Source organism: Mucilaginibacter glaciei (assembly GCF_014773245.1).
Taxonomy (GTDB): Bacteria; Bacteroidota; Bacteroidia; order Sphingobacteriales; family Sphingobacteriaceae; genus Mucilaginibacter; species Mucilaginibacter glaciei.
Map to the genome: position 1 here is coordinate 42,356 of NZ_JACWMX010000013.1, position 26,141 is coordinate 68,496.

Below are 26,141 nucleotides of genomic sequence, written 5' to 3' on the forward strand. Positions count from 1 at the left end.
CATCCTGCCAACAGATGAAACAAATACTCCGGTCTGCATTTGATTTTCTGCTTTTCAGCAATGTGTTCATGGCGCTTTGTGCGGTGGCGCAGGCTTTGGTCACCTTTCATTTAATTGATGCACAACCTGTTTACACCGTAACCGGCTTACTATTTACCTCTACGCTGGGTATCTACAATTTCAGCATCCTTTTAAGTAAGCCAAAGCAGCCTCAAAAATCGCCATACAGGCGGGTAAGGTGGTTCTTTGCGCATTACCGGCTCATGGTTACATTTACCATCGTATCGCTGCTCTCGCTCATCCCGCTGTTCTTTTTACTCTCGATGCAGTCGCGCATTTTATTGGTATTCCTTTCTATCTTGTCCTTTTGCTACAGCCTGCCCCTTTTTAGTGTAGGCGAACACAAGTTCGGCCTGCGCAATATCACCGGCTTAAAACCCTTTTTGATCACCACAGTATGGACACTTAGTTGCGTATTGCTGCCTATACTGGAGGCGCAGGATCAGCACCTGGCCGATATATCTATGCGGGATATTACCATACTGATAGCCAAACGCTTTTTATTGATAGGCGCGCTAACAGTGCCCTTCGATATCCGCGACCTGTTTCAGGACAAGCAATACGGGCTCAAAACCATTGCCGTATCCTGGGGTGAAAAGAACGCGTACCTTTTTTGCCAGGTATTGTTGGCGGGCTATGTGGCGCTGCTGTTCCTGTTTCGCAACAATGGCTTTAATGCCGATTTTTTTGCGCTTACCCTTACAGCCGTATTAATGGGCTGGCTCATCTTCCGCTCTAAATGGGAGAAGAACGAGTACTACTATTTCTTTTATTTAGATGGCGTACTGGTGCTGCAGTATGTTTGCCTGGTAGTTGTTGGTTACCTGTTCAGATAATGCGTGGCAACTATGATAATTCCGCACCGTTTTATGACCGCCTTTCGCGGCTGGTTTTCGGCAAGGCATTAGTTAACGCGCAGAAACATTTTATCCCTAAGATTCCGGCAAATTCGTCTGTATTAATTATTGGCGGTGGCACCGGCTGGATCCTGGAAGAGATCACCAAGGTACACCCTGCGGGATTGAATATGACTTATGTGGAGGTATCGGCAAGGATGACAGCCTTATCTAAAAAAAGAAAAATTGGTCTTAACAACGTAACCTTTATTAATCTCCCTATCCAACAGGTATACACGGACCAGCACAATGTGATCATCACCCCTTTTTTGTTCGATAATTTTACAGAAGCTAATTTATCGCCTTTATTCGCTCATATCCAAGCCCTGCTTAAACCCGGCGGATTATGGTTGAATACCGATTTCCAACTCACCGGCAAATGGTGGCAACACGTGCTACTTAAAAGTATGCTGTTATTTTTTAAAGTATTGTGCGGGGTAGAATCATGGCGGTTGCCGGATGCGGGCAAGCAGTTTAGGTTGCATGGTTACATAACAGAAAGCGAAAAAACCTTTTATGGTGATTTTGTGGTGACGAGGTTGTATAGGAAATCCTAAAATGATATCATTACGAGCGATAGCGTGGCAATCTAAGAGGATAGGCGGATACGCTAAGATTGCCACGTCGCTGCGCTCTTACAGCAATGACACTTTTTCGTAGCGATAGATAACTTAAAAAACAACGTCATTGCGAGCGGTAGCGTCGCAATCTCAGAGGACAAGCGGATAGGCTAAGATTGCCACGTCGCTACGCTCCTCGCAATGACACTTTTTCGTGGCGATAGATAACTTAAAAAACCATGTCATTGCGAGCGATAGCGTGGCAATCTAAGAGGATAGGCGGATAGGCTAAGATTGCCACGTCGCTTCGCTCCTCGCAATGACACTTTTTCGTGGCGATAGATAACTTAAAAAACCATGTCATTGCGAGCGATAGCGTGGCAATCTCAAAGGATAGGCGGATAGGCTAAGATTGCCACGTCGCTACGCTCCTCGCAATGACATGACTTACTTATTTCGAAGATATTTGAGAGAAAAATGCACAAAAGGACTTACTCTCCATTTATTAATAAACAAATTTATATCCTATTCCCCTTACCGTTTGCAGGTACATAGGCGAATCGGGGTTGTTCTCTATTTTTTTACGTAAGCGCACAATGTGCATATCCAGTGTGCGGGTGTTTACATCGGCGTTGTAACCCCAAACTTCCATCATCAATTCTTCGCGGTTAATTACCTTGTTCTTGTTCTTTAGAAAATAAAGTAAGATACGGTTCTCTAAAATGGTCAGCTCCGTTTTGCGGCCATCGCGTATCAGCAGGTGGGTATTTGGCAAATGCTCCATATTCCCAAACTTGTGCGATTCGGCCTTTTCGCTGTTTAGCGAAAATTTAATCTTGCTGTCAATCATCGCCACCAACACATCCATATTAAACGGCTTGTTAATGTAGTCAGATACGCCAAAATTGTACGCCTCTATCTTATCAATGTCCTGCGCTTTGGCGGTCATCATTATAACCAGTTTATCAAAACCCTGCTCGCGCAGGCTGGCGCATACTTCAGAACCCTGCTTGCCCGGCAGCATCCAGTCTAACAAAACAATGTCGGGCTGCTCCTCTAATATTATTTTCTCGGCATCGCTCCCATTGCCGCTTTCCAGCACTTTATATCCTTCGCTTTGTAAACGCTCGGCCACTAAAAACCTTAAGTTTTCATCATCTTCAACCAGCGCTATTTTAATTTCCTTGTTCATGTGTGCTTTATTATCGGTGGGGTATTAATAACTACTAAATTATATAATTATTTAACATTTTCTAAAGGTAAGGTTACCACAAAAGTCGAGCCTTCATTTGGCCTGCTGTTAACGCCAATATCGCCGTTCATAAAGTTTACCAGCTCCTTGCAAAAGGCCAGCCCAAGGCCAACACTTCCGTTTTGATTATACTGGTTCTCGATACGGTAAAATTTTTTGAACACATCGCCTTGCTCTGCTTTAGCCATACCTATACCTTTATCGGCAAAAAACAAGACCACCTTTTGCCGCTCCTGTTTGATGGTGATGGCCAGCTCCTTTTTACCGGGGTGCGAATACTTGTAGGCATTATCCATCAGGTTTTGAAACACGCTGCCTAATAACACCGGGTCGCTGTAAAAGTTGGTAATCTCCTGGGCGGTAAGGGTAAGCACAAAATCGGGGTATTTAATTTTAAAGGTATCAATATAGCCCTGGGCAAAGGCTTTCAGATCAACCGCTTCACTTTTCACACTGATAGACCGGTTTTCCAGTTGCGTAAAGGAGAGCAACTTGTTCATCAGGTCGTTCAGTTTATCAGCTTCCTCATCCAGTATTTTACCGTAATGCCTGCGCTGGCGGTCGCTCAGTTCCGCATCGCCCTTCAGGTTTGATCCTGCTATTTTTATTACGCTTACCGGTGTTTTAAACTCATGGGTAAAGTTGTTAATAAAATCGTATTGCAGCTTAAACACCTTTAGGTTTACATTAAGGTTGCGGTATATGAGCCAGCCAATAAGTACCAGGAAAAAATAAATAAGCAATACGATAGAGCCTATAGGTAAAAAACGCCGGTCTATCTCTTTTTTTAAGTGCGTAGATGCCGAACTAAAGTATAATTTAAAGTTAGCGAAAGCACCGGGCAGGGCAACCTCGGTAAAAATGCGGCCACCCTCTATCTCCAGCGGGTCATACACTATCGGCTGGATGGTTACCTGTTGGTAAAGCTCGGGGTGCGAGTTTTTTACTTTAAGCTCGTGCACATCCAGCAAAAAGGTCATCATGTTTTGATAATAAATGGCTGCCGACTTTTTATTCTTAAAAAGCGCCCGGTAGTTTTTGATATCCTCGCGGCGTGGAATGTTAAGGTAAGTGATCTTATCGGGCTTAACATCATAAAAGGTCTTAAAGATCTCATCCTGCGTGGGCAGGCGGGTGGTATCGCCAATAGCGATGAAATTATTTAGGCGGGCGGCCATTTCTTTAAAATCGTCCTCGTATACAGAGGTAATATCCTTTAAACCCGACACCACCCCGTGTTTTGATTTATACCGGTAAATTGCCTTAACCGCAATGCCTGCATTGTTGTTAAGCTTTAAATTTTGTTGCTGGTTGCCTATCTGGATATCGTAAAAAAGCACCCGGCGCACAAACGGGTAAGTATTAAAAACGCCGGCCGAATAGTTGGCCGCCGATGCCGAATCTAAAAAACCCTGGTAGGACGTGATCTGGGGGATCTGTAACTGGAAAAAATCCTGATAAGGCTTAATGGTTTGCTCCCAAACTTCAATTTTTTTAGAGGCAAATTCGTTCTCTACATACTTGGTGGTAAGCCTGTATGAAATAATAACGGCTATTACAAGGCTTACGGTTATAACCACCAAAAAGGCGGTTATTAAAGAAAAATTTATGCGGTATATGCTTTTAGGCGCTTGCATTACAGGTTATTGCTTAACCTGCATGTTGGCATCCAAAAACTTCTCTATCTCGGCATACATCTCCATACGGTTATGTTCGCTTTTAAAATAGGCGCGTTCGTTTTCCTTTAACCTGTAAATAACCGGTACACCGCGTTTATTCAACTCACGTACAAACTGGTTAAGCTCACTAATGTTGGCACGCGGATCTTTAGCCCCCTGAAAAATGAGCAATGGGCTCTTGATCTTATCAGTATGGAAAACCGGCGATATGGCCCGCAGTTGCTCGGCATCTGTTTCGGGGTTGCCCACCATCTCATAGGTCATTTGTAAAAATGGCTTAAATGCCGGCGGGGCATCTTTTAAATAGGTAAAAAAGTTGATAAGCCCATATTTTACAATAGCACAATTATACGTTTGCGGATGGAACGACACCCCATATAAAGCCGAAAAGCCGCCAAAGCCACCGCCAAAAATAGCTATCTTTTTAGGGTTGGCTACCTTGGTTTTAATTAACCATTGCACACCATCATTGATATCACTCTGTATTTTACCGCCCACCTGTTTGAAACCCGCATTACGGAATGCCTTGCCATACCCGGCAGACCCCCTGTAATTTACCTGGAAAACAGCATAGCCCCTATTGGCCAAAAATTGTACTTCGGCATCATAATCCCACGAGTTACGGTTCCAGATCCCATCATGTGGCATTACTACCACCGGCAGGTTATTTTTATCTTTCCCTTTAGGCACCGTCAGGTACCCATTTATCAATAAGCCATCGCTTGCCTTAAAGGATACCGGCTCCATATCGCATAACTCGGCAGTGCTTATCTCAGGGTTTTTATCGGCAAGTTTGGTCAGTTTATCGGAAGCTCTTTCGTACAAATAGTAAGAGCCGGGATTTTTGTCTGTGTATGTACTGATGATCAGCTTGTTCTCGTCACTATCGCGGTCAACAATATCTATCTCACTATCGGCTAACCTGGCCGAGAGCTTTTGGTAGATGCCTTCTACCTCGCTGTTCAAAAAATGCTTTTGCGGTTTAGCGTCTTCATACGCTGCCAACTCCAACCGGCGCTTGTTGCGCGAGTAGGCCACATCTAAAATATCGGCTTTATCATTAGCGTAAACTACCTTCTCATCCTTCGCGTTATCGGCATTTATTTCAACCAGGGCTGTTTTATCCCGGTTAACGTTTGATAGTGCGTAAAAATAATTTTTATCGCCAGAGAAGGCTATCGGCTCTACCCTATCCTTAAAGTTATTTTTGATAATGGATTTAAATGCGTCCTTATCATTGGTACGGTACAAAATGCTCTCGTTAACCCCGTCACTTACCTTTGCAAGGCGAATGCTGCCATCAGGGTCTGAATACCATTTGGTAACATTACCGGGGTTAATAATGTAGGGTTTTAGCTCGCCGGTTTTTACATTTAAACGCAACACATCAAAATTACCGGGGTCGCGCTGATTCATTGCTATGGTCAATACATCGGGCTGATTGCGGTTACGGTTAATGATGCGGATCCGCACTTTGGGCAAACTCAGCAAGTTTTTAAGCTTATGGGTGGCTACATCAAGGGCGTACATTCTAAAAACATCGTCGGCAATTATATCCTGCGAAAACACCAGCTGGTTATTAAACGTCCACGAATAATCGCGTACAGAGTAATCTTCAAATGATGTCGCCATCTGTTCGGCACCGGTTGCTAACGATTGTATGTATATATTTTGCTTATCTTTATAAGGCTTTAAGTAAGAGATGTACTCGCCATCGGGCGAGATTTTAAAGACACTTTTTTCGGGAGTTTTGAAAAAATCACTTACAGGGATTTGCCTTACGCTATTTTGTTTACAGGCGCAAAGTAAAGCCACAAAGCATATTAATAAAATTGATCTTAAGCGATCTGTACTGAACATAACTTAATTTATAATCAAGGTCAAATTAGGTATTTTAATTAAGCAAGCTGCAAATGTCACTACAATTTTACCCTGTTATTGCGTTATAATAAAATAACGGGAGTTGCTAAATATATAAAAAGAATGAAGTTTTTGTTAACCTGTTTAGTGGTATTTTTTTTCCTTATAAACACGGCGCAGGCGCAGGATAATGAACTGGCCTTAGCCCGGCAGTACAGCCAAAACGGCGAAACCCAAAAGGCGCTCGATATCTATCAAAAGCTCTATAAGCAAGACAATGAAACCTATTACCCGGCCTATTTAAGCAGCCTGGTTGCCGCCAAAAAATTTGATGAGGCCGAGAGCACCGCAAAGAAAATGATCCGCAAACATCCGGGGGTGAATGAATATCTGATCTCTTTAGGTTCTGTTTATACCCAGCAGGGCAATGATGGCAAGGCTGATGCTTTATACAACGACCTGATCAAAAATTTAAAGGCCGATCAAAACGAGATCTCGCTACTGGCCTCCCAATTCTATCAAAATTCAAATGCCGATTACGCCATTCGCATTTTTTTACAGGGCCGCAAGCTGCTAAACAATGATGCCTTATTTTCTTTTGAGCTGATCAACCTGTACCGTTATAAGCGTGACAAGGTGGCCCTGACCGAAGAATACCTGAATTTTTTACCCGCCAACCCGGTTTACTTGAGCCAGGCCCAAAATATGCTCTCTACCCTATATGAGGGCAATACCGATTACGACATGCTTAAGGTAGCCCTGCTCAAACGGATCCAGAAAGACCCGCAGCAAGTAGTATATGTAGACATGCTTACCTGGCAGTTTTTACAGCAAAAAGAATTTGACCAGGCCCTTAACCAGGCCCTGGCGCTAAGCCGCCGGCAAAATAATGATGGCGGTAGCGTGTTTGACCTGTGCCGTACGCTGGTAGCTAACGAAGCCTTTGATGCCGCTATCCGCGGGTATGGGTTTCTGGTAGAGAAGGGTAAGGATAATCCGTATTACATATCGGCTAAGATAGAGCTGATCAATACTGAAAATTTAAAGGTTACAGCGGGCAAGTACACCCAGGCCGACCTGCTGGTTTTAGAGCATGATTACATTGCCCTGCTCGACGAGTTTGGCCGCACACCAAGCACCGTTTTTGCCATGCAGAAACTGGCCGCCCTGCAAGCCTTTAAACTGCATAAACTAAAAGAAGCACAAGCCCTGCTGGAGGCTGCCGTAGCTGTACCGAATGTAAGGCCGGCACTGCTGGCATCCTGCAAACTGGACCTGGGCGATATCGGTTTGCTAAACAACCAACCCTGGGATGCTACCTTGTTGTATAGCCAGGTAGAAAAGGCAAACCCAGCCACTGCCATTGGGCAGGACGCATTGCTGCGCAATGCCAAACTGGCCTACTACACCGGCGATTTTAACTGGGCACGCAGGCAATTGGATATCCTGAAGTCAGCGACTACCCAGCTTATCGCTAACGATGCCTTAAACTTATCTTTACTCATATCAGACAACCTGGCTGTTGATAGCACCGCTGCGGCACTTAAGGTTTATGCCCGTGCCGATCTGTTGATATTTGCGGGCCAAACCGATAAGGCACTGCTAACGCTGGATAGCATCGATAAAAAATACCCCGGAAACCCGCTGGTGGCCGATATATTGATGGCCAAAGCAAAGATCGCTCTGCAACAAAAAGACTACCCTGCGGCTGTATCCCTGCTTAAACAAATAGTTACCGACCATGCCTATGATCTTTGGGCCGATGATGCCGTTTATATGCTGGGCGATATTTATGAAACCAAACTGAATGATACGGCCCTTGCAAAAACATATTACCAAAAAATCATAACCGATTATCCTGCCAGTCTTTGGCTCAACGCAGCCCGTAAGAGGTTCAGGGTATTGCGGGGAGATAAGAATGAGGCTTCCTGAGCTGAAATTGCACAAATTAAAAACAATCCAAAATCAAATCGTACTTTTGCGGCATGATTGTTTATAACGATACATTTATCCTGGAAGATACGGTAGAGCAGGAATGGCTGGAATGGATGAAAACTGTTCACATACCCGCTATTATGGCTACGGGGCACTTTAGCTCGTACCGTATCCTAAATATTATCGACTCACCTAATGACGGGGTTACCTATTGCATCCAATATAACGCCGATAACCAAGAAGCATTTAACCTATATTATACCCATCACCTGTTTGGCTTTCAACAATTGCACCAGGAGCGTTTTGCCGATCGCTTTGTGATGTTTAACACTTTAATGAAAACGGTAGACTAATGAAATTTACAGAAACTATTATACCCGGTGTGGTTATTATCGAACCAAGGGTTTTTAAAGATGACCGCGGTTATTTTTATGAAAGCTACAGCAAAGCTAAATTAACTGAAGCAGGCATCGATGCTGATTTTGTACAGGACAACCAATCCTTTTCGCAAAAGGGAACGGTACGTGGCTTACATGCACAAGCCAACCCCTTTGCACAGGGTAAACTGGTACGCGTGATACAAGGTGCAGTAATGGATGTTGCGGTCGACGTGCGCGTTGGCTCGCCTACCTATGGCAGGCATGTAGCTGTTGAATTGACGGCCGACAATAACCTGCAGCTATGGGTACCACCCGGCTGCCTGCACGGGTTTGTAACCTTGGCAGATGATACCATCTTTGCCTATAAAGTAACCAATTACTACGATAAGGCATCTGAAGTAGGTATTTTATGGAACGACCCCACCCTGGCTATTGGCTGGGGGATTGACGAGCGCGACGCGCTGCTATCGCCTAAAGATCTGGAATTAGCTGATTTTAAATCATTTAAAAGTCCCTTCACTTTTTAACTGCAATTTTTCAAAAAAATATAAAGCGGCACAACCATTGGTTGGCCGCTTTTTTATTTGGCAGTTATTTAAAAAATACTATGCATGCAGTATATTATTTCGCCGGTGTTTAATTTCCCACTCCTTTTAGTTATAAAGTAATTTTTAATTTAATTATCTGTTAAAAACCCGGTAACTTTATTTGTGTAACAAACGTATACGCATAAAAGGCTGGCCAGCTTTAGTTCTATTAACTAACAAATTAAACTAACTAACACACTCACATTCTCATGAAAAAAAAGTTATTGTTTAGAACCGGTGTTGCCACCGTGTTATTGGCTACTGCATTATTTGCATGTAAAAAAGGCAATCAAACTGCCGAAGTTCAGGCTGTATCAAGTACCGGAATTTCTGCAAGTACATTAAAAAGCATCTCAGAGTTGGGTTTCAGTACAACTGATGCCCGTAAAGTTAACGGCGGTTACCTGGTAGAGGGCGACATTTTATTAACAGATGAAAACCTTACCACACCAAGTACAAGCCCTAACCTGCGCATTGCCGAAGAAGAGCAGTACCGCACCACCAACGTGGTGAAAAACCTGCCGCGTACCGTAACCGTATCTGTATCTAATGTGCCTACTGTTTATGCAACTGCTACACAACAGGCCATTGCACGTTACAATGCGCTTAACCTTACCCTTAAATTCCAGTACGTTAGCAGCGGCGGCCAGATCCAGGTGGTTGGTTTTAACGAGGGCCCAAGCGGTGGTTACATCACTTTAGGTTCATCAGGCTTCCCTACCTCATCGGGTAACCCTTACAGTCAGATCCAGATGAATACTAACTCTGCAGCTTATGGTTCAAACCCTAATGTAGGTTACCTTACATCTGTTTTACAGCATGAAATGGGCCATTGCATTGGTTTCCGCCATACTGATTACTTTAACCGTGCCTACAGCTGTGGTGGTACCGCTACTAACGAGGGTGCCTCAAATGTTGGTGCAGTCCGTATCCCGGGTACACCTTCAACTGCTGATGCCGCTTCATTTATGTTAGCCTGCTCAAACGGCGGCGACCGTACGTTCAATGCCAATGATAAAATTGCTTTGAACTATTTATACTAAAATTTGATTTAAGTATATAATTTTACCTTAAGGGGGAGTATAACGCTCCCCCTTATTTTTGTGCCCGCTATTACCTATGATCAAACGTTTCGCCTGTTTTTTGTTTTGCCTCTGCAGCTTCCATTTTTCATGGGGGCAAACTATTGCAGACGATCAACTGATTGCCAAAACATACGCAGCGTCACCAGATATTCAACCCGTAAAACCCGGTACCGATCGTTACTACTTAGTACGGTTTAAAGGCGTACCAAACAAGCAACTACACCTTCTAAAACAAATCAGCAGAAACTATTATGTCGTGACATCGCGCGATAGTCTACCTGCCGATAAAAATATTTTAAGCGCCACTCCCGCAAACAGCTTATGGAAAGCTGATGACGGCCTGGCACAGCTTACCCAAAAACGCCCCGGCACCACCCGTTTGGTAGATCTGGTAATTAAACAAAAAAGCCCGGCCCTGCTTAATGAACTTTCAAATACAGGTGATATCATCGCCACATCGGGCAACATCATCACCCTGAAAGTAGCCCTAAAAAAACTGCCCGCACTTTTAAATAACACAGCTATTGAATTTGCCGGCATGCAACGCCGCGCGCACGAAGAACTGGTGATCAACGATATTGACCTGGGCAGTAACAACCTTTCGGCAATTGCCGATAACTACCCTGCCATTAACGGCACAGGAATAAACGTTAGCGTTAAGGAAGAAAAGTATGACCTGACTGATCTCGACCTGCTGGGCCGGTCGTTCACCTCCATCACTCCATCAGATAAGGTAACCGGGCATGCCACCATTATGGCTACGCTGATTGGTGGTAACGGCAATTCGTTTATTCGCGGGCTGGGTGCTGCCCCGACGGTTAAATTCACCTCGTCTACTTTCGCCAGGCTGCTTCCGGATACCATTACTATTTTCAGGAGCAATAACATCAGCGTACAAAATCACTCATACGGCACCGGGATCGAAAACTTTTACGGTATCGAAGCGCAGGCTTACGATAAACAAATTTATGAGGCCGATACCCTTATCCATGTTTTTTCGTCGGGCAATATCGGTACATCCACACCGGCAACAGGTGTATATAAGGGGCTGGCCAATATGGCTAACCTATCGGGCACATTCAAGCAGGCCAAAAATGTGATCGTAGTTGGCGGTACTAACCGGCTTAATATCCCCGAGGCCTTGAGCTCATCGGGCCCGGCTTATGACGGCCGCATTAAACCCGAAGTAATTGCCGGTGGCGAAGATGGAACCTCGGGCGCGGCGGCATTAACCAGCGGCACGGTGGCCTTGCTGCAACAAGCCTATAAAAAGCAAACCGGTAAATTACCATCTGCAGCATTGATAAAAAGTGTGTTAATTAATGCTGCCGATGATATCGGGCTGCCAAATCCCGATCATAAAACAGGCTACGGCAAACTAAACGGACTGGAAGCGGTAAGGACAATCACCGACAACCGTTTTAAAATCGGCTCGCTGGCTAACAGGCAGCAGCTAACCTATCAAATTACGGTACCTGCAAACAGCAGGGAGTTTAAAGTTTCATTAGCCTGGAATGATATTGCAGCGGCACTGAATGCCCCCTCGGCATTGATCAATGATCTGGACCTGTCTGTCCGCTCCCCTTCCGGTCAGGTGATACTACCATGGACGCTAAGCAGCTTCCCTAATATTGATTCGTTAGTTAAACCCGCTAAACACAGCCGCGATTCGTTAAACAACACCGAGCAGGTAAGCATACCCAACCCCGATGCAGGCGTGTATACTGTAACCATATCGGCACGTAATATTACCACCCCGGTGCAGGCTTTTTACATCGCCTATCAAACTAAATTATCAGATCAGTTCGAGTGGACCTATCCATCGGGCAGCAACCAGCTATTCGCTGCCGAAGATAATTACCTGCGTTGGCAAAACACCCATAACGCAGCAAGCGGCACCCTAAGCATCAGTTATGACCACGGCGCAACTTACAACAAAGTGGCCGACTTAGCCCCTGCAAACAATTTATACCAATTTGCAGCACCGGATGTATTTACCCGTGCTATATTGAAAATGACAGTTAATGGTACGGATCACATCAGCAAGGAGTTTAGCTTATCAAAACCCCTTAATGTAAACGTTGGTTTTGATTGTGCCGATGGCACGCTGCTGCACTGGAACCCCCAACCCGGAGCTACCGGCTATGTGGTTTATACGATCAAAGACAATATCCTGCAAAAACTAACAACCGCTACAGATACGTCGGTAGTTATCCCCGTACAAATGCAAATCTCCAAATACTTTGCGGTGAGTGCACTTGGTAACGGTTTTGAAGGTTTAAAAAGTTTTACCATCAACGCTACAACGCAAGGCGTCGGCTGTTATGTAAAAACACTCCTGGCCAATGTAATTGACGATAAAAGTATCGGGTTGACCCTGAGCCTGGGCAGTATTGTTAACCTCAAATCCATCACCTGGGAGCGGTTAACCGGCACTAATACATTCACCACGCTGGGCAACACCATCATCAACCCAAATGCACTTACCTACAACTTTACAGATGCCGCCCCTAAAAAAGGCTTAAATTATTACCGCGCAACGCTCACCACTACCGATGGCCGGTCTATCTACTCAGATCTTGCAAACGCCACCCTGCTGCAAAGTAACCAGTTTACCCTATACCCCAACCCGGTTACTACCCAGGTAACGATACTAACCGGCGAACAAAAAGATTTTGAAATTAAGTTTTACGACATGGCCGGAAAGTTAAGCCTAACGAAAACTTTTAACGGACTGCAAAATACCGTACCTGTTAATTTGATCCCCGGATCATATGCCTACGCCATTACCCTCGGCGGCAAAACTATTTCTACAGGCAAAATTTTAAAAGCACTGTAACGAAAACCGCTATTTAACACTCTTACCATAGATTTTAACATAAATTAACATTCTATTTATTTGTACGACTAAGATTTTAGTTATAAATTGCCCTTGCCTAATCACCCAATATGAAATTAACCTGTACCTTACTATCTTTCTTACTTTTATGTTCCGTTACCGCGTTTTCGCAAACATCGTTTAACACCAAGGGGCCTAATTTAATCAAGGGTTTAATAATCGATAGCGCATCAAACGCTAAACTGATCAATGCATCTGTCAGCGTTTTACGCGCAAAAGACTCAACCCTGGTAAAGTTTACCCGTGCAACTAACGGCGGTGCCTTTACCATTAATAACATTGGCACCGGCAAATTTATATTGCTGGTTACTTACCCCCAATATGCTGATTATGTGGAGGATTTTACCTTGGACTCTGTAAAGAACCAAAAGAATTTTGGCAGTGTTGATCTGCAATTAAAATCGCGGTTATTAAGTACCGTTATTGTAAAAGGCACTGTAGCTGCCATCAAAATAAAGGGCGATACCACCGAGTTTAATGCCAAAGCCTTTGCAATTGAACCAAATTCGAAGGTTGAAGACCTCCTAAAACAACTACCGGGCATACAGGTAGATAAAGACGGCAAGATAACTGCCCAGGGCCAAACGGTAAGCAAAGTACTGGTAGACGGGGAAGAGTTTTTTGGCGATGACCCTACGCTGGTTACCAAAAACATCCGTGGCGACATGGTAGATAAAGTGCAGCTTTACGACAAAAAAAGCGACCAGGCTACTTTTACCGGCATCGACGACGGTAAAAAGACAAAGACGATAAACATTAAACTGAAAGAAGATAAAAAGAGCGGCTACTTTGGTAAGATTGATGCCGGCGTAGGTACAGATGGCTTTTACCAGGGTCAGGGACTTTTTAACAAGTTTAAGGGCAAAAAGAAAATGTCGGCCTATGGCACAATCGGCAATACCGGCAAAACAGGTTTAGGCTGGAATGATAACAGCAAATTAGGAACCGGTGGCGGCGGCGAGATGAACGAAGATGGCAACATCTACTTTAGTGGCGGCGATGGCGGGTTGGACTCTTTTGGCGGCCAATATGACGGGCGCGGATTACCAATAGCGCGTACCGGCGGATTACATTACGACGATAAGTGGAAAAATGATAAATACACCCTTAACACCAACTATAAAATAGGATCGTTAGAGGTGGATGGTAAAAGCAATACGATACAGCAGCTAAACCTGCCGGGCAATGTGCTTAATACCAATACCGACGAAACCTTTAACAACTACGCTTTCAGGCAAAAGCTGGATGTAACGTATTCTATCAAACTGGATACAACATCAACCTTAAAGATCTCTGTAGACGGAACTTTAAAAAACACAAAGACCAACAGCAATAATTTTGCTACCAGCACCCGCGAAGATGGCAGCCTGCTAAACACCAACGGCCGTAATTTAACTAATAATGTAGACCAGCAGTTATTTAACGCCAGCGCATTTTATACTAAAAAATTAAAAAAACCGGGCCGCACCATTTCATTTAACGTTACTACGGGGCTAACCGATAGTAAAGCAAACGGTTTCCTGAAATCGACCCTTAACCTTTACAATCAGCAAGGCCAGCTGGATAGCGCCCAGGTGATAGATCAGCAGAAAACTGATAAAACCAAAACATCAAAACTAACTACCAACCTAATTTATACCGAACCGCTTAGTAAATATCTGTCGATGATATTGAATTACGGCATTGGTTTAAATAACAGCAATGCCGATCGTAAATCGTTCGATCAGTCGTCCCCCGGCGTGTACAACGTTTTAAACGACTCGTTAAGTAACCATTACGTTTTTAATCAAACGTCAAACATTGGTGGCTTAAACTTCAACTTAAAAAAGGGTAAAACCATCTTCCGTTTCGGATCGGGCATTGCCAACATCCATTACAAACAGGTTGATGAAATAACCGGCAACTTTGCCGAACGTAACTTTACAAACTTAAGTCCGCAAGCCAATTTAAGTTACAAGTTCTCTACCTACAGTAATTTAAACATTGGCTACAACGGTAACCAAACACAACCTACTATTGATCAGTTGCAACCCATCCGTGTAAATACCAACCCGCTAAATGTTATCATCGGTAACCCTGCCCTGCGCCCGGCTTTCCGCAACTCGTTTAACCTGTGGTATAACTCTTACAAAGTTATCAGCGATCAAAGTGTTTACTTATCCGGTAATTATAGCTTTACCACCAACCCTATTGTTAACAATACCGTTACCGACCCTATTTTGGGTAAGAGTACCACCCAGGCGCTTAACCTGCCGGGCCAAAAACCATTTAATTACAACATATACAGCAGTGCAAGCCGTAAGTTTTTGGGCATAAACGTAGGTCTCGACCTGTCATCCAACGGGAATGTTTATTACAGTTTGATCAATAGCGAGCTTAATAAAACCAAATCAACCAGGTACAGCGGCCAGTTATCGCTATCAAAATACAAAGAGAAAAAATACCAGATCTATATCAACGCAGGCCCGGGTTACACCATCGGCCAGTCGTCGCTGCAACCACTTATCAATAACAACGGCCGTGGTTTTGATGCCAATTATTTTATGAGCATTTACTTGCCGGGCAAAATTCAGATAGCCAGCGATGGTCAGTACGAGTACAAGGCACCTACGCAATCGTTCAGTACAGATTTCCGTCAGACTATTATTAACGCCAGCATTACTAAATCATTCTTCAAAGGCGAGGGGTTAAAATTATCCATCAAAGGGAATGATCTGCTCAATCAAAACTCGGGCTTTACGCGCAGTGCTTCGGCTAATTTAATTACGCAGAACACGTATACCACCATCAGGCGCTACTACATGCTCTCGGTAGTGTGGGATTTTAGCGGGTTTGGTAAAGGCACGGCGGCGGCAGCACCGGCGGTTAAATAATTTGTAAATTTATATCATCAATAAAAAGACGTTATAGCAATGAAAAAATATCTATTGATCATCATCGCCCTGTTTAGCAGCAGCAATTTGTTGTTTGCCCAGAACGCGCACTTTACCACCCAGGGCACCATTGAGTTTGAAAAGCGGGTAAACATGTACGGCGTTATTAAAAAAGCCATTAATAAGGATAACGAAACCTGGTACACCCCGGCTTTTGAATCGTACAAGAAAACGCAACCCCAGTTTAAGGTGCTGAAGAGTACGCTAACCTTTGCTAACAATAAATCGTTGTATACCCCTGTAAAAGACGATTCGCCGCCTACCAACAGCTGGTTTAGCGATATGCCCCTGGCACAGCAAATCAACATTGTTTATACCGATCTGAACAATTATTACAGCACCACCAACAAAAAGGTATTTGAAGAAACCTTCCTGGTAAAAGATACCGCCCGCAAGATTAACTGGAAGATCACTAACGAAACCCGCGACATTGCCGGCTACACCTGCCGCCGTGCCAACGCCATTGTTATGGACTCTATTTACGTAGTGGCCTTTTACACCGACGAGATCCCCGTGGCCGGTGGCCCCGAATCATTTACCGGCCTGCCCGGGATGATATTAGGTGTAGCCCTGCCGCACGACAACGTTACCTGGTTTGCCACCAAAGTAACCGATGCCCCCGTACCCGAATTAGCCATGAAGGTACCCGCCAAAGGTAAGGTAGTTACCTACGCAAGCCTTAAAACCACCCTCACCAACGTCATGAAAGACTGGGGCGAATACGGTAAGAAGTTTTTTAGTATTTACCTGTTATAAGTAAAAACTAAAAAGTCAAAATTCAAAAAATACTGAAGCCATCAAAGCTTTTTTACTTTTGAATTTTGACTTTTGAATTTCTACACCAGCCGCATCTTTTTTAAGTATGCGGCATTTTTTTGGGCGCTTTGCATAGGGGTTTCTTTGTAATAGCGTTCGCCTTCTACAAAAAAGTAGTGCATACCTTCAGCGATGCCGGCGCGGATCAGTTTGGGATAGTTGACAATACCCTCGCCCAGATCACAGGATGATTCTTCTTTGCTGCCCGCGGGCAGGCGTACCTTCAGCACATCGCGCATATGCATGAGTTTGAACCGGCCGTTATATTTTTTCAGATACGCATAAGGGTCCTGGCCCTCGGTTACGGTGTAGTATACATCCATTTGGTAATAAACCAGCGCCGGGTCGGTATTGGCGAGGAGCACGTTGATCGGCAACTGCCCGTCGACTGGCTTATAGGGGTAATCGTGCGGGTGGTAACCGTAGCGCAGGCCATGCTTTTTGCAGATGGCTCCGCGCTGGTTAAAATCGTCGGCGAAGTGCTTGAAGGTTTCGATGCTTTTTTGCGGGCCTAACCAGGGGCAAATGATATACTTCATCCCGATCTCGGCAGCCTGGGCGGCCATCTGCTCGAACTCGGCGGTGCCCATGGGGTTGTGGTGGGTACTCACCAGTTTGAGGCCGTTATCTGCCGCCAGTTTCTTAAACTCGGTGTTCTTCATCCCCCAGAAGATCCCTTTGTCGCTGCCGTAACTTTCCAGTTGCTTGTAGCCCAGTTTACCTAATTGTTTGAGCGTACCCGGGGTGTCGCGCTCCACATCATTGCGTACCATGTACAATTGGATGCCCATCCCGCCGGGAAGGGTGGGTGCGGCCGCTGTCGCCGCCATGGCGTTTGCCATTGCTGCCGATGCGGTTAGCAGGCCGCTGCTGTATATAAAGTTTCTTCTGTTCATTTGGTTCATTGGTGTCAATGGTTCATTAGTTTATTAGTGTCATTGCGAACGATAGCGTGGCAATCTCAGAGGACAAGCGGATATGCTGAGTTTGCCGCGTTGCTGTCGCTCCTCGTAATGACACGGTTGTTTATCATTCTATACAATGTCATTGCGAGCGATAGCGTGGCAATCTCATAGGACATGCGGATATGCTGAGATTGCCGCGTCGCTGCGCTCCTCGCAATGACATGGTATTTATTTTCGCGTTAGGGATTGCAGCGGATACCGGCCTTGCGCCTAAGGCCTGCAGGCGTATGAGCGGAAAGCCCGGCCCGCAGGGAACGCCATTGCAACGAGGCAAGACTTTTAGACGCAAGACAAAAGACTGTAAATAGCTCCCTTCTTGATTCTTAGGTCTTGGCTTCTTGCTGCTGCGCCTCCCCTACATATCCCTCACCACTACTTCGCCGGTTGTTTTATCTTTTAGGAGCAGCTTTTTTTGCCCGTGCGGAAGGATCTCTTCTTTGATGAGGTAGTACTGCTCGTTGTACACGGCAAAGTCGGAGGCTATTTGGGTGTCGTTGCTGCCGCGCCAATCGTCAATGACTACCTTTTCCCAGGCGCCGCTTTTAGCCGATGCGTAGGCGGCGTCGATAATGGCATTCACCACATAACCGTCGTAAAAAGTTTCGGTGGGTTCGCGGTGGCCGTCAATGGCCTCGAACATATCGGTAAACATGTGGTTGTAGCCCAGCTCGTTCACCTCGTCGCCCACGGGGAAGAGCCAGCCGCTGCTGCTCTCGGCCTTTTCGGCCACGTAACCGCCACCCTTGCCGGTGCTGAACATATCGAACCCGGTGCGCATAAAATTATTGATCCAGATGGTGCCCTCGGTGCCCATCACCTCGTCGCGCAGGTCCATACCGCCGCGGAAACACCAGCTCACCTCGAACTGCCCGATAGCCCCGTTGGCATACTTGACCATGCCGATGGCGTTATCCTCGGCATCGATAGGGTGCACCTGCGTGGCCGCCCAGCACATCACCTCGACCGGCCGAACCTGCTTGCCGATATAGCTGCGCGCAATTTCGATACAGTGGCAACCCAGATCGACAATGGCCCCGCCGCCGCTTTGCTCCTTATCCCAAAACCAGTTGCTGTGGGGGCCGGGGTGCGCTTCCCGACTTTTGGCCCACAGCACCCTGCCCAATGCGCCCGCCTTTACGCTGGCAAGGCTTTTGTTAAATTTGGGGGTGTAGCACAAATCTTCGAGGTAGCCGCCCATTACGCCCGCCGCCTCTACGGCATCCAGCATTTGTTTAGCCTCGTGCGCGGTTCGCCCCAGGGGTTTGGTACACAGCACATGCTTACCCGCTTTGGCGCAGGCCTGTACGGCGGCCAGGTGCAGATCGTTCGGCAGCGAAATCACCACCACATCTACCTCGGGGTGGTTCACCACATCATACATACTGTCGCTGTACACGGGCAGGTTATAATCTTGTGCAAATTGTTTGGCCTTTTTTATATCGCGACTGTACACGGCGTGCAACTTATCCAGCCGGCGGTGCCCCACCAGCGAATCGGCATAGAAACGCGCAATAAAGCCCGAGCCAAGCATAGCAATTTTCATAAGCGGTAAATTTATTATTGGTTTATAATTGGCCTTTAAGATACCAGTAGATGTGCAGATATGCAAATGTGCGGATGTGCGGATTTGGAGTGAGGAGGGTGGTGCGGGGAGCGGGGAGCGGGGTGGAAGGTGCGGGTGTGGGGGAAGCGGTGAGGTGCGGGTGCGGGGGGTGGGGAGCGGGTGGCAACCCTGGCGCGTCTTTGCGAGGTACGAAGCAATCTCCCGATAGGCAGGTACGCTTTGCAGAGCCCGCTTGTCATGGTGAGCCTGCCGACTGTCATGGTGAGCCTGTCGAACCACACGCACACGAAGCAATTTTCAGCATCTGGGCCATTATTATTCTGCTCATTCTAAAATACTGTAAATTCTGATTCAGACAATGTCGAACCCTTAGTAAAGCAACGCCAGTGCCTTGTAGCTACCGGTAGCCCCGCTTTCTGTACAAGCTTTGCCCCCGATGCTTGCCCCCACCGCTCCGGCAAAGGCTTTCCCGCCAATCGGGTTTAGGGGTGGTAGGTCTGTACGTTTTGGCGAGCGGGATTTAGGCGGCTGGCGCACACGCGGCACGCGTGCGCCAGCGGGGGGGGGGGACTCTGCCAGTAGCGAGAGGACTTACTACAGCGAAGAATCTCCATGGTAGTAATTATTTGCTATTGGCGGTAAGACGAATTTCAACAAGAGTTAATAGAGAATCATAAATGGTTTGTCTATTTACATTTATATTAAATACAGCAAGTACAGTGTCATCAAACAAAATGCGGTCAGCCTGTTCCAATTCATCCGCGACGGATGACATAATTACCCGGCGTGCAAGGGGTTGGAAAGCATCTTTGATCGCTTGTTTATCGTCGTTACTTAATCCTGTAATATCTAAAACATGCATATATTGTTTGATGCGGTCACTACTTAAATCAAGAGCACCAAGCCCACGACCAAAACCCATACCCTCGATAATAAACATTGATACAGCGCTATTCACAAGTGCATGGTATAATTCGATATCAGCGCCATTAAGCGGCGTTAAAGGCACTAAACGTTGATCACAGAATGCAGGCGGATCTACACGGCCAACAAACAGCCTATCTCCAAAATTGATAAACATTACTAAGTCTGATAAATTGTCCGTATCCATTTCATACCATAATAAACCGGCTTTGGACAGCTTAGTGATGTTAGCTGCGGTATTAAATTGCCTAATCCAATTCAAGGCACCGGAATGGCCTAACTCGATTAATTCCGCTTCGGTTCGCGAACAGCAAAAAGCCTCTTTTACCGCAGGCATACTTAGCCGGACAAAATCAGATGGGCTTTTCGCTAATGGTCTTATATACTCTTGCTCGATGCCGTGTCCCGCTTTCGGATAGAAAAGTTCATTCATACCTCGACGTTCGCCACGTTTAACATTAAATATGGTGCGAAGCGGAACAAGCGGAAAATCTAATATCCAGTCACAATTGACAAATTGCGCATTACCCCCTAAGCCTAATGCTCTAAATTGTGCTATTTGTACGGGGCTAACACTCCGTACAATCAACGAGTCGTTTTGCGTTTGTCCAAGCTCAATTTGTGCCGCGAGTAACTGAATTGCAGCTTCATCGCTGATTGCTTCAAGCGGTCTGGTCAAAACTATGTATTTTATATCACCGCTCTCCTGCTCGGGATCGGTCTTTTTATCCATGATCAACAAATTTGTAACCACTTCACTATTGTTGAACCATCTACCAGCGCCCGATGTTATTACACACTTAAGATCGTAATAGCGACCCAACAAATTATAAAAATCATCTCCCCAATCTGTTCCAAGCCATGCGTTGGTTATAATTATCCCTAAGCGACCATTTTCTGAAAGTAAGGAATGAAGAGAGAACGGTAAGTAAGCAGCAACGTCTGCTCTTTTTGAAAAGTTAGCCATACCCATGCGCTGAACAATTTGCCGTAAGGCATTTCCATATTGTTCCCTCCCCGCTTGTGCAACAAATGGTAAATTACTGGTTATCGCCTCAAACTGTCCGAGTGTTTCAGAAAAAAGCTGCCCGGTTGATGGGTTTCTAAAATCAATTACAGTGTCATTACGAAGAGTAAATGCATCTTTTTGAAATATTCGCAACGGTACATGCATCAAACCCGGTTTAGCCAAGGCAAATGTGGCAATTTGAATGGCTTGAGGATCTTGATCGCCCGCAAAGATAGACTGTGATGCACTTTCAGCATCCACAGCATTTGATAACTTTAATTCCAACGCTGCCCTTGCGATTGTGCCACTACCGCAACAAGGGTCGAGAAGCCTATCATCTAACACATTACGCATACAAATTTGGACAAGTAAACTGGCCAGTTCAATCGGTGTTGGATATTGGCCACGAAGCTTGCGGGTAGCGACTTCCACTGTGGCTTCCAATAGCCCCGATAATTGCGCTTGGTCAACCGCACCTAATCGCAAGTCTGAAAGCAATCTGTTAAATTGTTTAAGTTGGTTCCATGCTTGTGTCGTGATTACAGAGAGACCTAAACTATCAGAAAAGATAGTCCAGAAATTACAATCTTCAGATAACTGTCGAAATATGGCTAATGCTTGAACAGGTGTAGTTTCGTCACCAATAGTGGATACACTTTGCGCCCTTGTATCGGTTTCCCGTAAAATATGAGCAAACAATAATTTACCTATCCAATTCGATATAACTGCTTTTGCAAGAACTTGTTCTTTATCCTCACCGCCATATTCAGCGCGATAATTATTCCACCATACCACAACATTGTTTCGCAAAGTACTATCACGTCTCATCGCATCCACAAGTGCTTCCTTGACATTCGCGGCATTTTCGAGGATAAGTGCAGTAACACCACCACTTCGGTAAGCCTCAATAAACGGTCTACCCTCTAATTCGCCACGATCAAAAAGATCATTGAGGTAGTTAAAAATATCAGTTGCTAAAGACTCCCATCTTGCCCGGTTTTGCGACACGGCAGATCTAGTAGTAATATCAGCCAGGTTATCCCAAGTTTGCGAGCGCATAAAAAAGCTCGTTGACACGTTGCGGACATAAAGATGAGCATGAGTTACATTCCATAGAAGAAAACTATCCAAACCAAGTGCATTTGCCTTGATCTCCGCATTCTCTCGAAATTCTCTATCACTAATACTGGTATCTGGCATTTTTAATTCCCATCCCTGTAAAATGCGTGCAGTTTCCCGGTCTCCAAATAATAAAACATCGGGAAATAAACTTCCGCCATCTACGCTAACAGTTTGCTCACCGCCAGCATCTTTGATAGAACGATTGTGAGCCGTGGCTAAGGATTTAATATGCCCTATCAAATCGATTGACCACGATCTTTCATTATAGGACGCTGTAGTATTTTTCATATTGTGATAGAGGGTTCATCGTGGATCACCAAATTCACGTCAACCATGCCTTTTTTATTGGGCTGAGCTGAACCGGATGAGGGTTGCAATTCGGAAAATAATGCAGGTGGTTGCTGTTTGTTCTTAAAAGCCTGTTCGACCTCTGCTAAGCGCTCTTTAGCAACCTTTATATAATCAATATTACTTTCCTTGAATAAATGTACTTCCTCGTTTTTTTCAATCCCGATAAACCGACGCTGCTCAAGCGCTGCCGCCACTAAAAAACTACCACTGCCGAAAGCGTTGTCAAGCACTAAATCACCCTCTTTGGTAAACATTCGGATAAGGTATCTTCCAAGCGCAACAGGTTTTTGGGTAGGGTGCCAGACTTTGCCACCTGTCTCACTCTCAGCAGTTTTACAATATAAAGTATCTGTCGGAAATCGTTCACCATCGCTCTTAACTTGCACTGGTTTAAAATCTCCATAGCTCCCTGTAAACTGCGCTTTTCGCACACCTTTGTTATACGGCTCTCCAGGAGACATAACGGGATAATAATTGGGTTGGCTACCATAAAAAATACAAATATCCTCGTGTTGCCTTAAAGGTTGACGACGAGCGTTTAGAAAGTTGGTTGGTTTACTTTTAACCCACACAAATTTGTATTTAAACCATTCTTCATTACTCAATATCAACTTCGCTGTAAATATGCCTTGCGATGAAAGCGCAATAACACCTTTAGGTTTTATAATACGTTTATATTCTTTCCAAAGTTCGGTCAGGGGAATAACGCTATCCCATTTATTCTGCGTTGTACCATAGGGCAAATCGCATAAAATCATATCGACTGAAGTATTCTCGATTTGTTTCATAACCTCAAGGCAATCTCCTTGAAATATCTTACCTCCACGGTACTTCATCCTAATTGTTTATCACTATTAAAAAACTATACATTTAAAGAGTCCTTTTAAAACCCTACTCATTTCAGAAGTTACAACAAATTAACGCATTTTACCAGCTTTTAAATAAATTGTGGAAAAGCAACCAATTTGTATAGAACTTAATTTTGTGTTACTCTAACATAAATGAGAGAAACATAAATATGATATGCGCAAACATAAAGAATACTAAATTAATTAGCAAAAAATAGAGTTAAATACTCGTATTTTTACAAAAATTATTCCAATGAAATTCATAGAGCAACAAGATATAACTCTTGAAATGGTTATTAACGCAGGGTTACTTAAGCCAGGTATTATATTAAACGCAGCATCTGATACTAATATTACTGGGATATTAAATATCGACGGTTCGATTGAGTTAATTATAAAAAGCTCAAAAAAAGTATTCCCATCTCCGAGCGGAGTCGCACGCGCAGTAAGAAACATTAGTGTAAGTGGATGGGTTTTTTGGAAAGTATTAGAAGGAGAGAAATTTGTTGAACGAATTAAATATAAGCAAAAGTACTTATCGTTAACCATTAATCAAATCCATTAATAGAATAGAGTAAAAACAAAATTCAGCTTGCGGTTCATATTAACACCGCACTGCTCACTTTCGGCATTAACTTATTCACCACTCCTAAAGCAATACCTAATTCGCTGCTGATCTGCCGCTGCTTATAACCTTTGGCGGCCAGTTCGGCTACTTTCGGGGCAAGGAGTTCGCGGTTGAGCATGTGGCGGGTACGCAGGTGCAGGCGCTCGTGGCTGTGGCCTTCAAATTGCATCTGCAAAAAATCATGTGGCTTTATAATGCGGCAAAGGCAAATATTGTCTTCGCCATAAGCCTGCGCGCTGCTGCGCTGTTTAATTTGTTTGAGGTAGCGCAGTTGCCGGTCGGCACTGCTGGTGCCTATGGCAAAGGCGCTGTCGGCCAGGTTAATGAGTAGCTTGCTGCCGTGCAGGTCGTCGGCACTGAGCGGTAGGCCGGGGTTGCGCCGTTTGGGGGTATGGGCCAGCACCAGGATAGACAGGTTATGATCAGTTTTAAGATCCTTGAGGTTTTTAATGAGGCGCAGCGCCACCGAGGCGTTTTCGGTACCGCCGCGCAGGCAGCTGATGTTATCAATAATAAGCACCGTGGCGTGTACCTGCTTAATTTTATACTCGATGGCGGCAATCAGCAGGTCGTCATTTTGAGGAGCGTCGCTTTCCACCTGGTAACCGGTGTTGAACTGCGCCCGGTAGAAGTTTTCAGAGAACTTATACACCTGCTTACCGTTACTATACCGCCGGTAAAACTGCTGTGTAGATAACTCGAAATCGATGTAGAGCACCGTGGCGGGCGGGGCCTGCAGGGTAAAGGGCGCAACGGCCTTTCCCTGTGCGATGCTGTGCCCTATCTGCACCGCCAGTACCGATTTCCCTACGTTGGTATCGGCAAACAGGATGCAGAGCTCGTTTTGAAACCAGAGTTCGCCAAAAAGCATTTTAGCTTCGGGCTCGCGTTCGCCCAGTTCCATCCAGCGGTTGCCGGTAGCTATGGAGAGCAGGTAACGGCAGTCGTCAGGATCGAATTTGGTCACAACGTTCTTTGCGCGCCGCTTCGCCGGCCGGAAAGTGGTGCCCCTCACCTCCGCACGGATCTGTTCGATACAATCCGGCCGCAGAAAAGCATGGTTTTGATTCATGATGGGTAAAATTTAAGATGTGTGGTAAAAGGAGCAGTGATATTTAGAGATATTTAGAGATACCGCCGAAATTCAGTGCCTGTTATAAAAGATACAGGATGTAGCTTCCTAACAAATATAACCTATACAGATAATGCAAGTGGTGACAGGAGTGTGTCAGTAAAGTGGTGTTTTGATTTCGCTAAGTAGCTGGATAAGAAGTGTTCACGGATGTTCACGGTGTTCATGCGGTGAACGTGAACAGATTGGATGTGCGGATGTGGTGGCCGGGCAGGCTCACCAGGACAAGACTTACGCACTTTCAGACCAAAGACTTCCGGACTTCTTATAAACAAAGAAACCCGTTATCTTGTTGGATAACGGGTTTAACTTTAAGATTGGGCACCGACCTACTCTCCCACATTTTACTGCAGTACCATCGGCTCTGGCGGGCTTAACTTCTCTGTTCGGAATGGGAAGAGGTGGACACCGCCGATATAGGCACCTGAATTTCTTCAGATCAGTCATCGCTGACTTTTCTATATTTTATATTGTTTATGTTCTTCGTTTAATGGTTATGGCTACTAATGAACCAATGATACCAATCAACTAATGAACCATATAAACAATGACATATTATTGAAAGAAGTATTTGTGCAAAGAAAACAACAGCTTTGTGTTGAGGATCCATAGTCTTTGTTCAACCGTCCATGATCATTGCTAACCATGGTCTATCG

Annotated in this window: 20 protein-coding genes and 1 rRNA gene; 11 read left to right on the forward strand and 10 right to left on the reverse strand. The window is 45.1% G+C overall.

What is annotated here, in order from left to right; all coding sequences use genetic code 11:
• The first annotated feature begins 14 nt into the window (after nt 1–14).
• Together IDJ76_RS20420 and IDJ76_RS20425 are read left to right on the forward strand one after the other, a co-directional pair.
• Nucleotides 15–896 carry a UbiA prenyltransferase family protein gene (locus tag IDJ76_RS20420; protein WP_191166187.1) on the forward strand — a complete coding sequence of 294 codons (882 nt, stop codon included), beginning with the start codon at nt 15–17 and terminating at the stop codon, nt 894–896.
• A complete protein-coding gene (locus tag IDJ76_RS20425) occupies nt 896–1,513 on the forward strand; it encodes a class I SAM-dependent methyltransferase (RefSeq protein ID WP_191166189.1) in 618 nt (205 codons plus the stop codon). Before IDJ76_RS20420 ends, IDJ76_RS20425 begins: the two co-directional genes overlap by 1 nt.
• A 508-nt stretch (nt 1,514–2,021) precedes the next feature.
• On the opposite strand, the gene IDJ76_RS20430 is transcribed toward IDJ76_RS20425, so the two are convergent.
• Genes IDJ76_RS20430 through IDJ76_RS21185 form a run of 3 tightly spaced genes read right to left on the reverse strand, consistent with a single transcriptional unit; the run spans nt 2,022 to nt 6,262 of the window.
• Nucleotides 2,022–2,708, reverse strand: a complete 687-nt coding sequence (locus tag IDJ76_RS20430; protein WP_191166191.1) for a response regulator transcription factor — start codon at nt 2,706–2,708, stop codon at nt 2,022–2,024.
• Between the two features lie 47 nt (nt 2,709–2,755).
• Nucleotides 2,756–4,405, reverse strand: coding sequence for a sensor histidine kinase (locus IDJ76_RS20435; protein WP_191166193.1), 1,650 nt, complete (start codon nt 4,403–4,405; stop codon nt 2,756–2,758).
• A 6-nt stretch (nt 4,406–4,411) separates the two neighbouring features.
• The gene (locus IDJ76_RS21185; RefSeq protein WP_191166195.1) at nt 4,412–6,262 is read right to left on the reverse strand and encodes an alpha/beta hydrolase family protein; all 1,851 of its coding nucleotides are present in this window, start codon (nt 6,260–6,262) and stop codon (nt 4,412–4,414) included.
• A 168-nt stretch (nt 6,263–6,430) separates the two neighbouring features.
• On the opposite strand from IDJ76_RS21185, the gene IDJ76_RS20445 reads away from it, so the two are divergent.
• The 7 genes from IDJ76_RS20445 to IDJ76_RS20475 all read left to right on the forward strand — a co-directional run bounded on the left by IDJ76_RS20445 (nt 6,431) and on the right by IDJ76_RS20475 (nt 16,882).
• Nucleotides 6,431–8,239, forward strand: coding sequence for a tetratricopeptide repeat protein (locus tag IDJ76_RS20445; RefSeq protein ID WP_191166197.1), 1,809 nt, complete (start codon nt 6,431–6,433; stop codon nt 8,237–8,239).
• A gap of 53 nt (nt 8,240–8,292) precedes the next feature.
• Nucleotides 8,293–8,595 (forward strand): DUF4286 family protein, encoded by a 303-nt coding sequence (locus IDJ76_RS20450; RefSeq protein ID WP_191166198.1) that lies wholly within the window; start codon nt 8,293–8,295, stop codon nt 8,593–8,595.
• On the forward strand, nt 8,595–9,149 hold the full coding sequence (gene rfbC / locus IDJ76_RS20455) for a dTDP-4-dehydrorhamnose 3,5-epimerase (protein WP_191166200.1): 555 nt from the start codon (nt 8,595–8,597) through the stop codon (nt 9,147–9,149). The genes IDJ76_RS20450 and rfbC overlap by 1 nt, the downstream gene beginning before the upstream one ends.
• A 269-nt stretch (nt 9,150–9,418) precedes the next feature.
• Complete coding sequence (locus IDJ76_RS20460; RefSeq protein ID WP_191166202.1) at nt 9,419–10,252, forward strand: M57 family metalloprotease; 834 nt, start codon at nt 9,419–9,421, stop codon at nt 10,250–10,252.
• Between the two features lie 76 nt (nt 10,253–10,328).
• Complete coding sequence (locus tag IDJ76_RS20465) at nt 10,329–13,133, forward strand: S8 family peptidase (protein ID WP_191166204.1); 2,805 nt, start codon at nt 10,329–10,331, stop codon at nt 13,131–13,133.
• A 110-nt stretch (nt 13,134–13,243) separates the two neighbouring features.
• Nucleotides 13,244–16,066 carry an outer membrane beta-barrel protein gene (locus IDJ76_RS20470; protein ID WP_191166206.1) on the forward strand — a complete coding sequence of 941 codons (2,823 nt, stop codon included), beginning with the start codon at nt 13,244–13,246 and terminating at the stop codon, nt 16,064–16,066.
• A gap of 39 nt (nt 16,067–16,105) precedes the next feature.
• Nucleotides 16,106–16,882 carry a GLPGLI family protein gene (locus IDJ76_RS20475; RefSeq protein WP_191166208.1) on the forward strand — a complete coding sequence of 259 codons (777 nt, stop codon included), beginning with the start codon at nt 16,106–16,108 and terminating at the stop codon, nt 16,880–16,882.
• A gap of 80 nt (nt 16,883–16,962) precedes the next feature.
• On the opposite strand, the gene IDJ76_RS20480 is transcribed toward IDJ76_RS20475, so the two are convergent.
• Both IDJ76_RS20480 and IDJ76_RS20485 read right to left on the reverse strand, forming a co-directional pair.
• Entirely contained in the window at nt 16,963–17,838 is an 876-nt protein-coding gene (locus tag IDJ76_RS20480; RefSeq protein ID WP_191166210.1) for a sugar phosphate isomerase/epimerase family protein, read from the reverse strand.
• A 424-nt stretch (nt 17,839–18,262) separates the two neighbouring features.
• Nucleotides 18,263–19,450 carry a Gfo/Idh/MocA family protein gene (locus IDJ76_RS20485; RefSeq protein WP_191166212.1) on the reverse strand — a complete coding sequence of 396 codons (1,188 nt, stop codon included), beginning with the start codon at nt 19,448–19,450 and terminating at the stop codon, nt 18,263–18,265.
• Between the two features lie 50 nt (nt 19,451–19,500).
• Between IDJ76_RS20485 and IDJ76_RS20490 the strand changes: the two genes are divergently transcribed.
• Nucleotides 19,501–19,821, forward strand: a complete 321-nt coding sequence (locus IDJ76_RS20490; protein WP_191166214.1) for a hypothetical protein — start codon at nt 19,501–19,503, stop codon at nt 19,819–19,821.
• 19 nt (nt 19,822–19,840) lie between these two features.
• Here IDJ76_RS20490 and IDJ76_RS20495 read toward each other — a convergent pair whose 3' ends face one another.
• The 3 genes from IDJ76_RS20495 to IDJ76_RS20505 form a co-directional block, all read right to left on the reverse strand.
• Nucleotides 19,841–20,008 carry a hypothetical protein gene (locus tag IDJ76_RS20495; protein ID WP_191166216.1) on the reverse strand — a complete coding sequence of 56 codons (168 nt, stop codon included), beginning with the start codon at nt 20,006–20,008 and terminating at the stop codon, nt 19,841–19,843.
• Nucleotides 20,009–20,093: 85 nt separating this feature from the next.
• On the reverse strand, nt 20,094–22,814 hold the full coding sequence (locus IDJ76_RS20500; RefSeq protein WP_191166218.1) for an N-6 DNA methylase: 2,721 nt from the start codon (nt 22,812–22,814) through the stop codon (nt 20,094–20,096).
• Nucleotides 22,811–23,713, reverse strand: coding sequence for a DNA-methyltransferase (locus IDJ76_RS20505; protein WP_191166220.1), 903 nt, complete (start codon nt 23,711–23,713; stop codon nt 22,811–22,813). The genes IDJ76_RS20500 and IDJ76_RS20505 overlap by 4 nt, the downstream gene beginning before the upstream one ends.
• 265 nt (nt 23,714–23,978) lie before the next feature.
• On the opposite strand from IDJ76_RS20505, the gene IDJ76_RS20510 reads away from it, so the two are divergent.
• Entirely contained in the window at nt 23,979–24,290 is a 312-nt protein-coding gene (locus tag IDJ76_RS20510; RefSeq protein ID WP_191166222.1) for a restriction system modified-DNA reader domain-containing protein, read from the forward strand.
• A gap of 34 nt (nt 24,291–24,324) precedes the next feature.
• On the opposite strand, the gene IDJ76_RS20515 is transcribed toward IDJ76_RS20510, so the two are convergent.
• Together IDJ76_RS20515 and rrf are read right to left on the reverse strand one after the other, a co-directional pair.
• Nucleotides 24,325–25,425, reverse strand: a complete 1,101-nt coding sequence (locus IDJ76_RS20515) for an AAA family ATPase (protein WP_191166224.1) — start codon at nt 25,423–25,425, stop codon at nt 24,325–24,327.
• A 376-nt stretch (nt 25,426–25,801) separates the two neighbouring features.
• Nucleotides 25,802–25,913 (reverse strand): 5S ribosomal RNA (gene rrf, locus IDJ76_RS20520).
• Between the last annotated feature and the right edge of the window lie 228 nt (nt 25,914–26,141).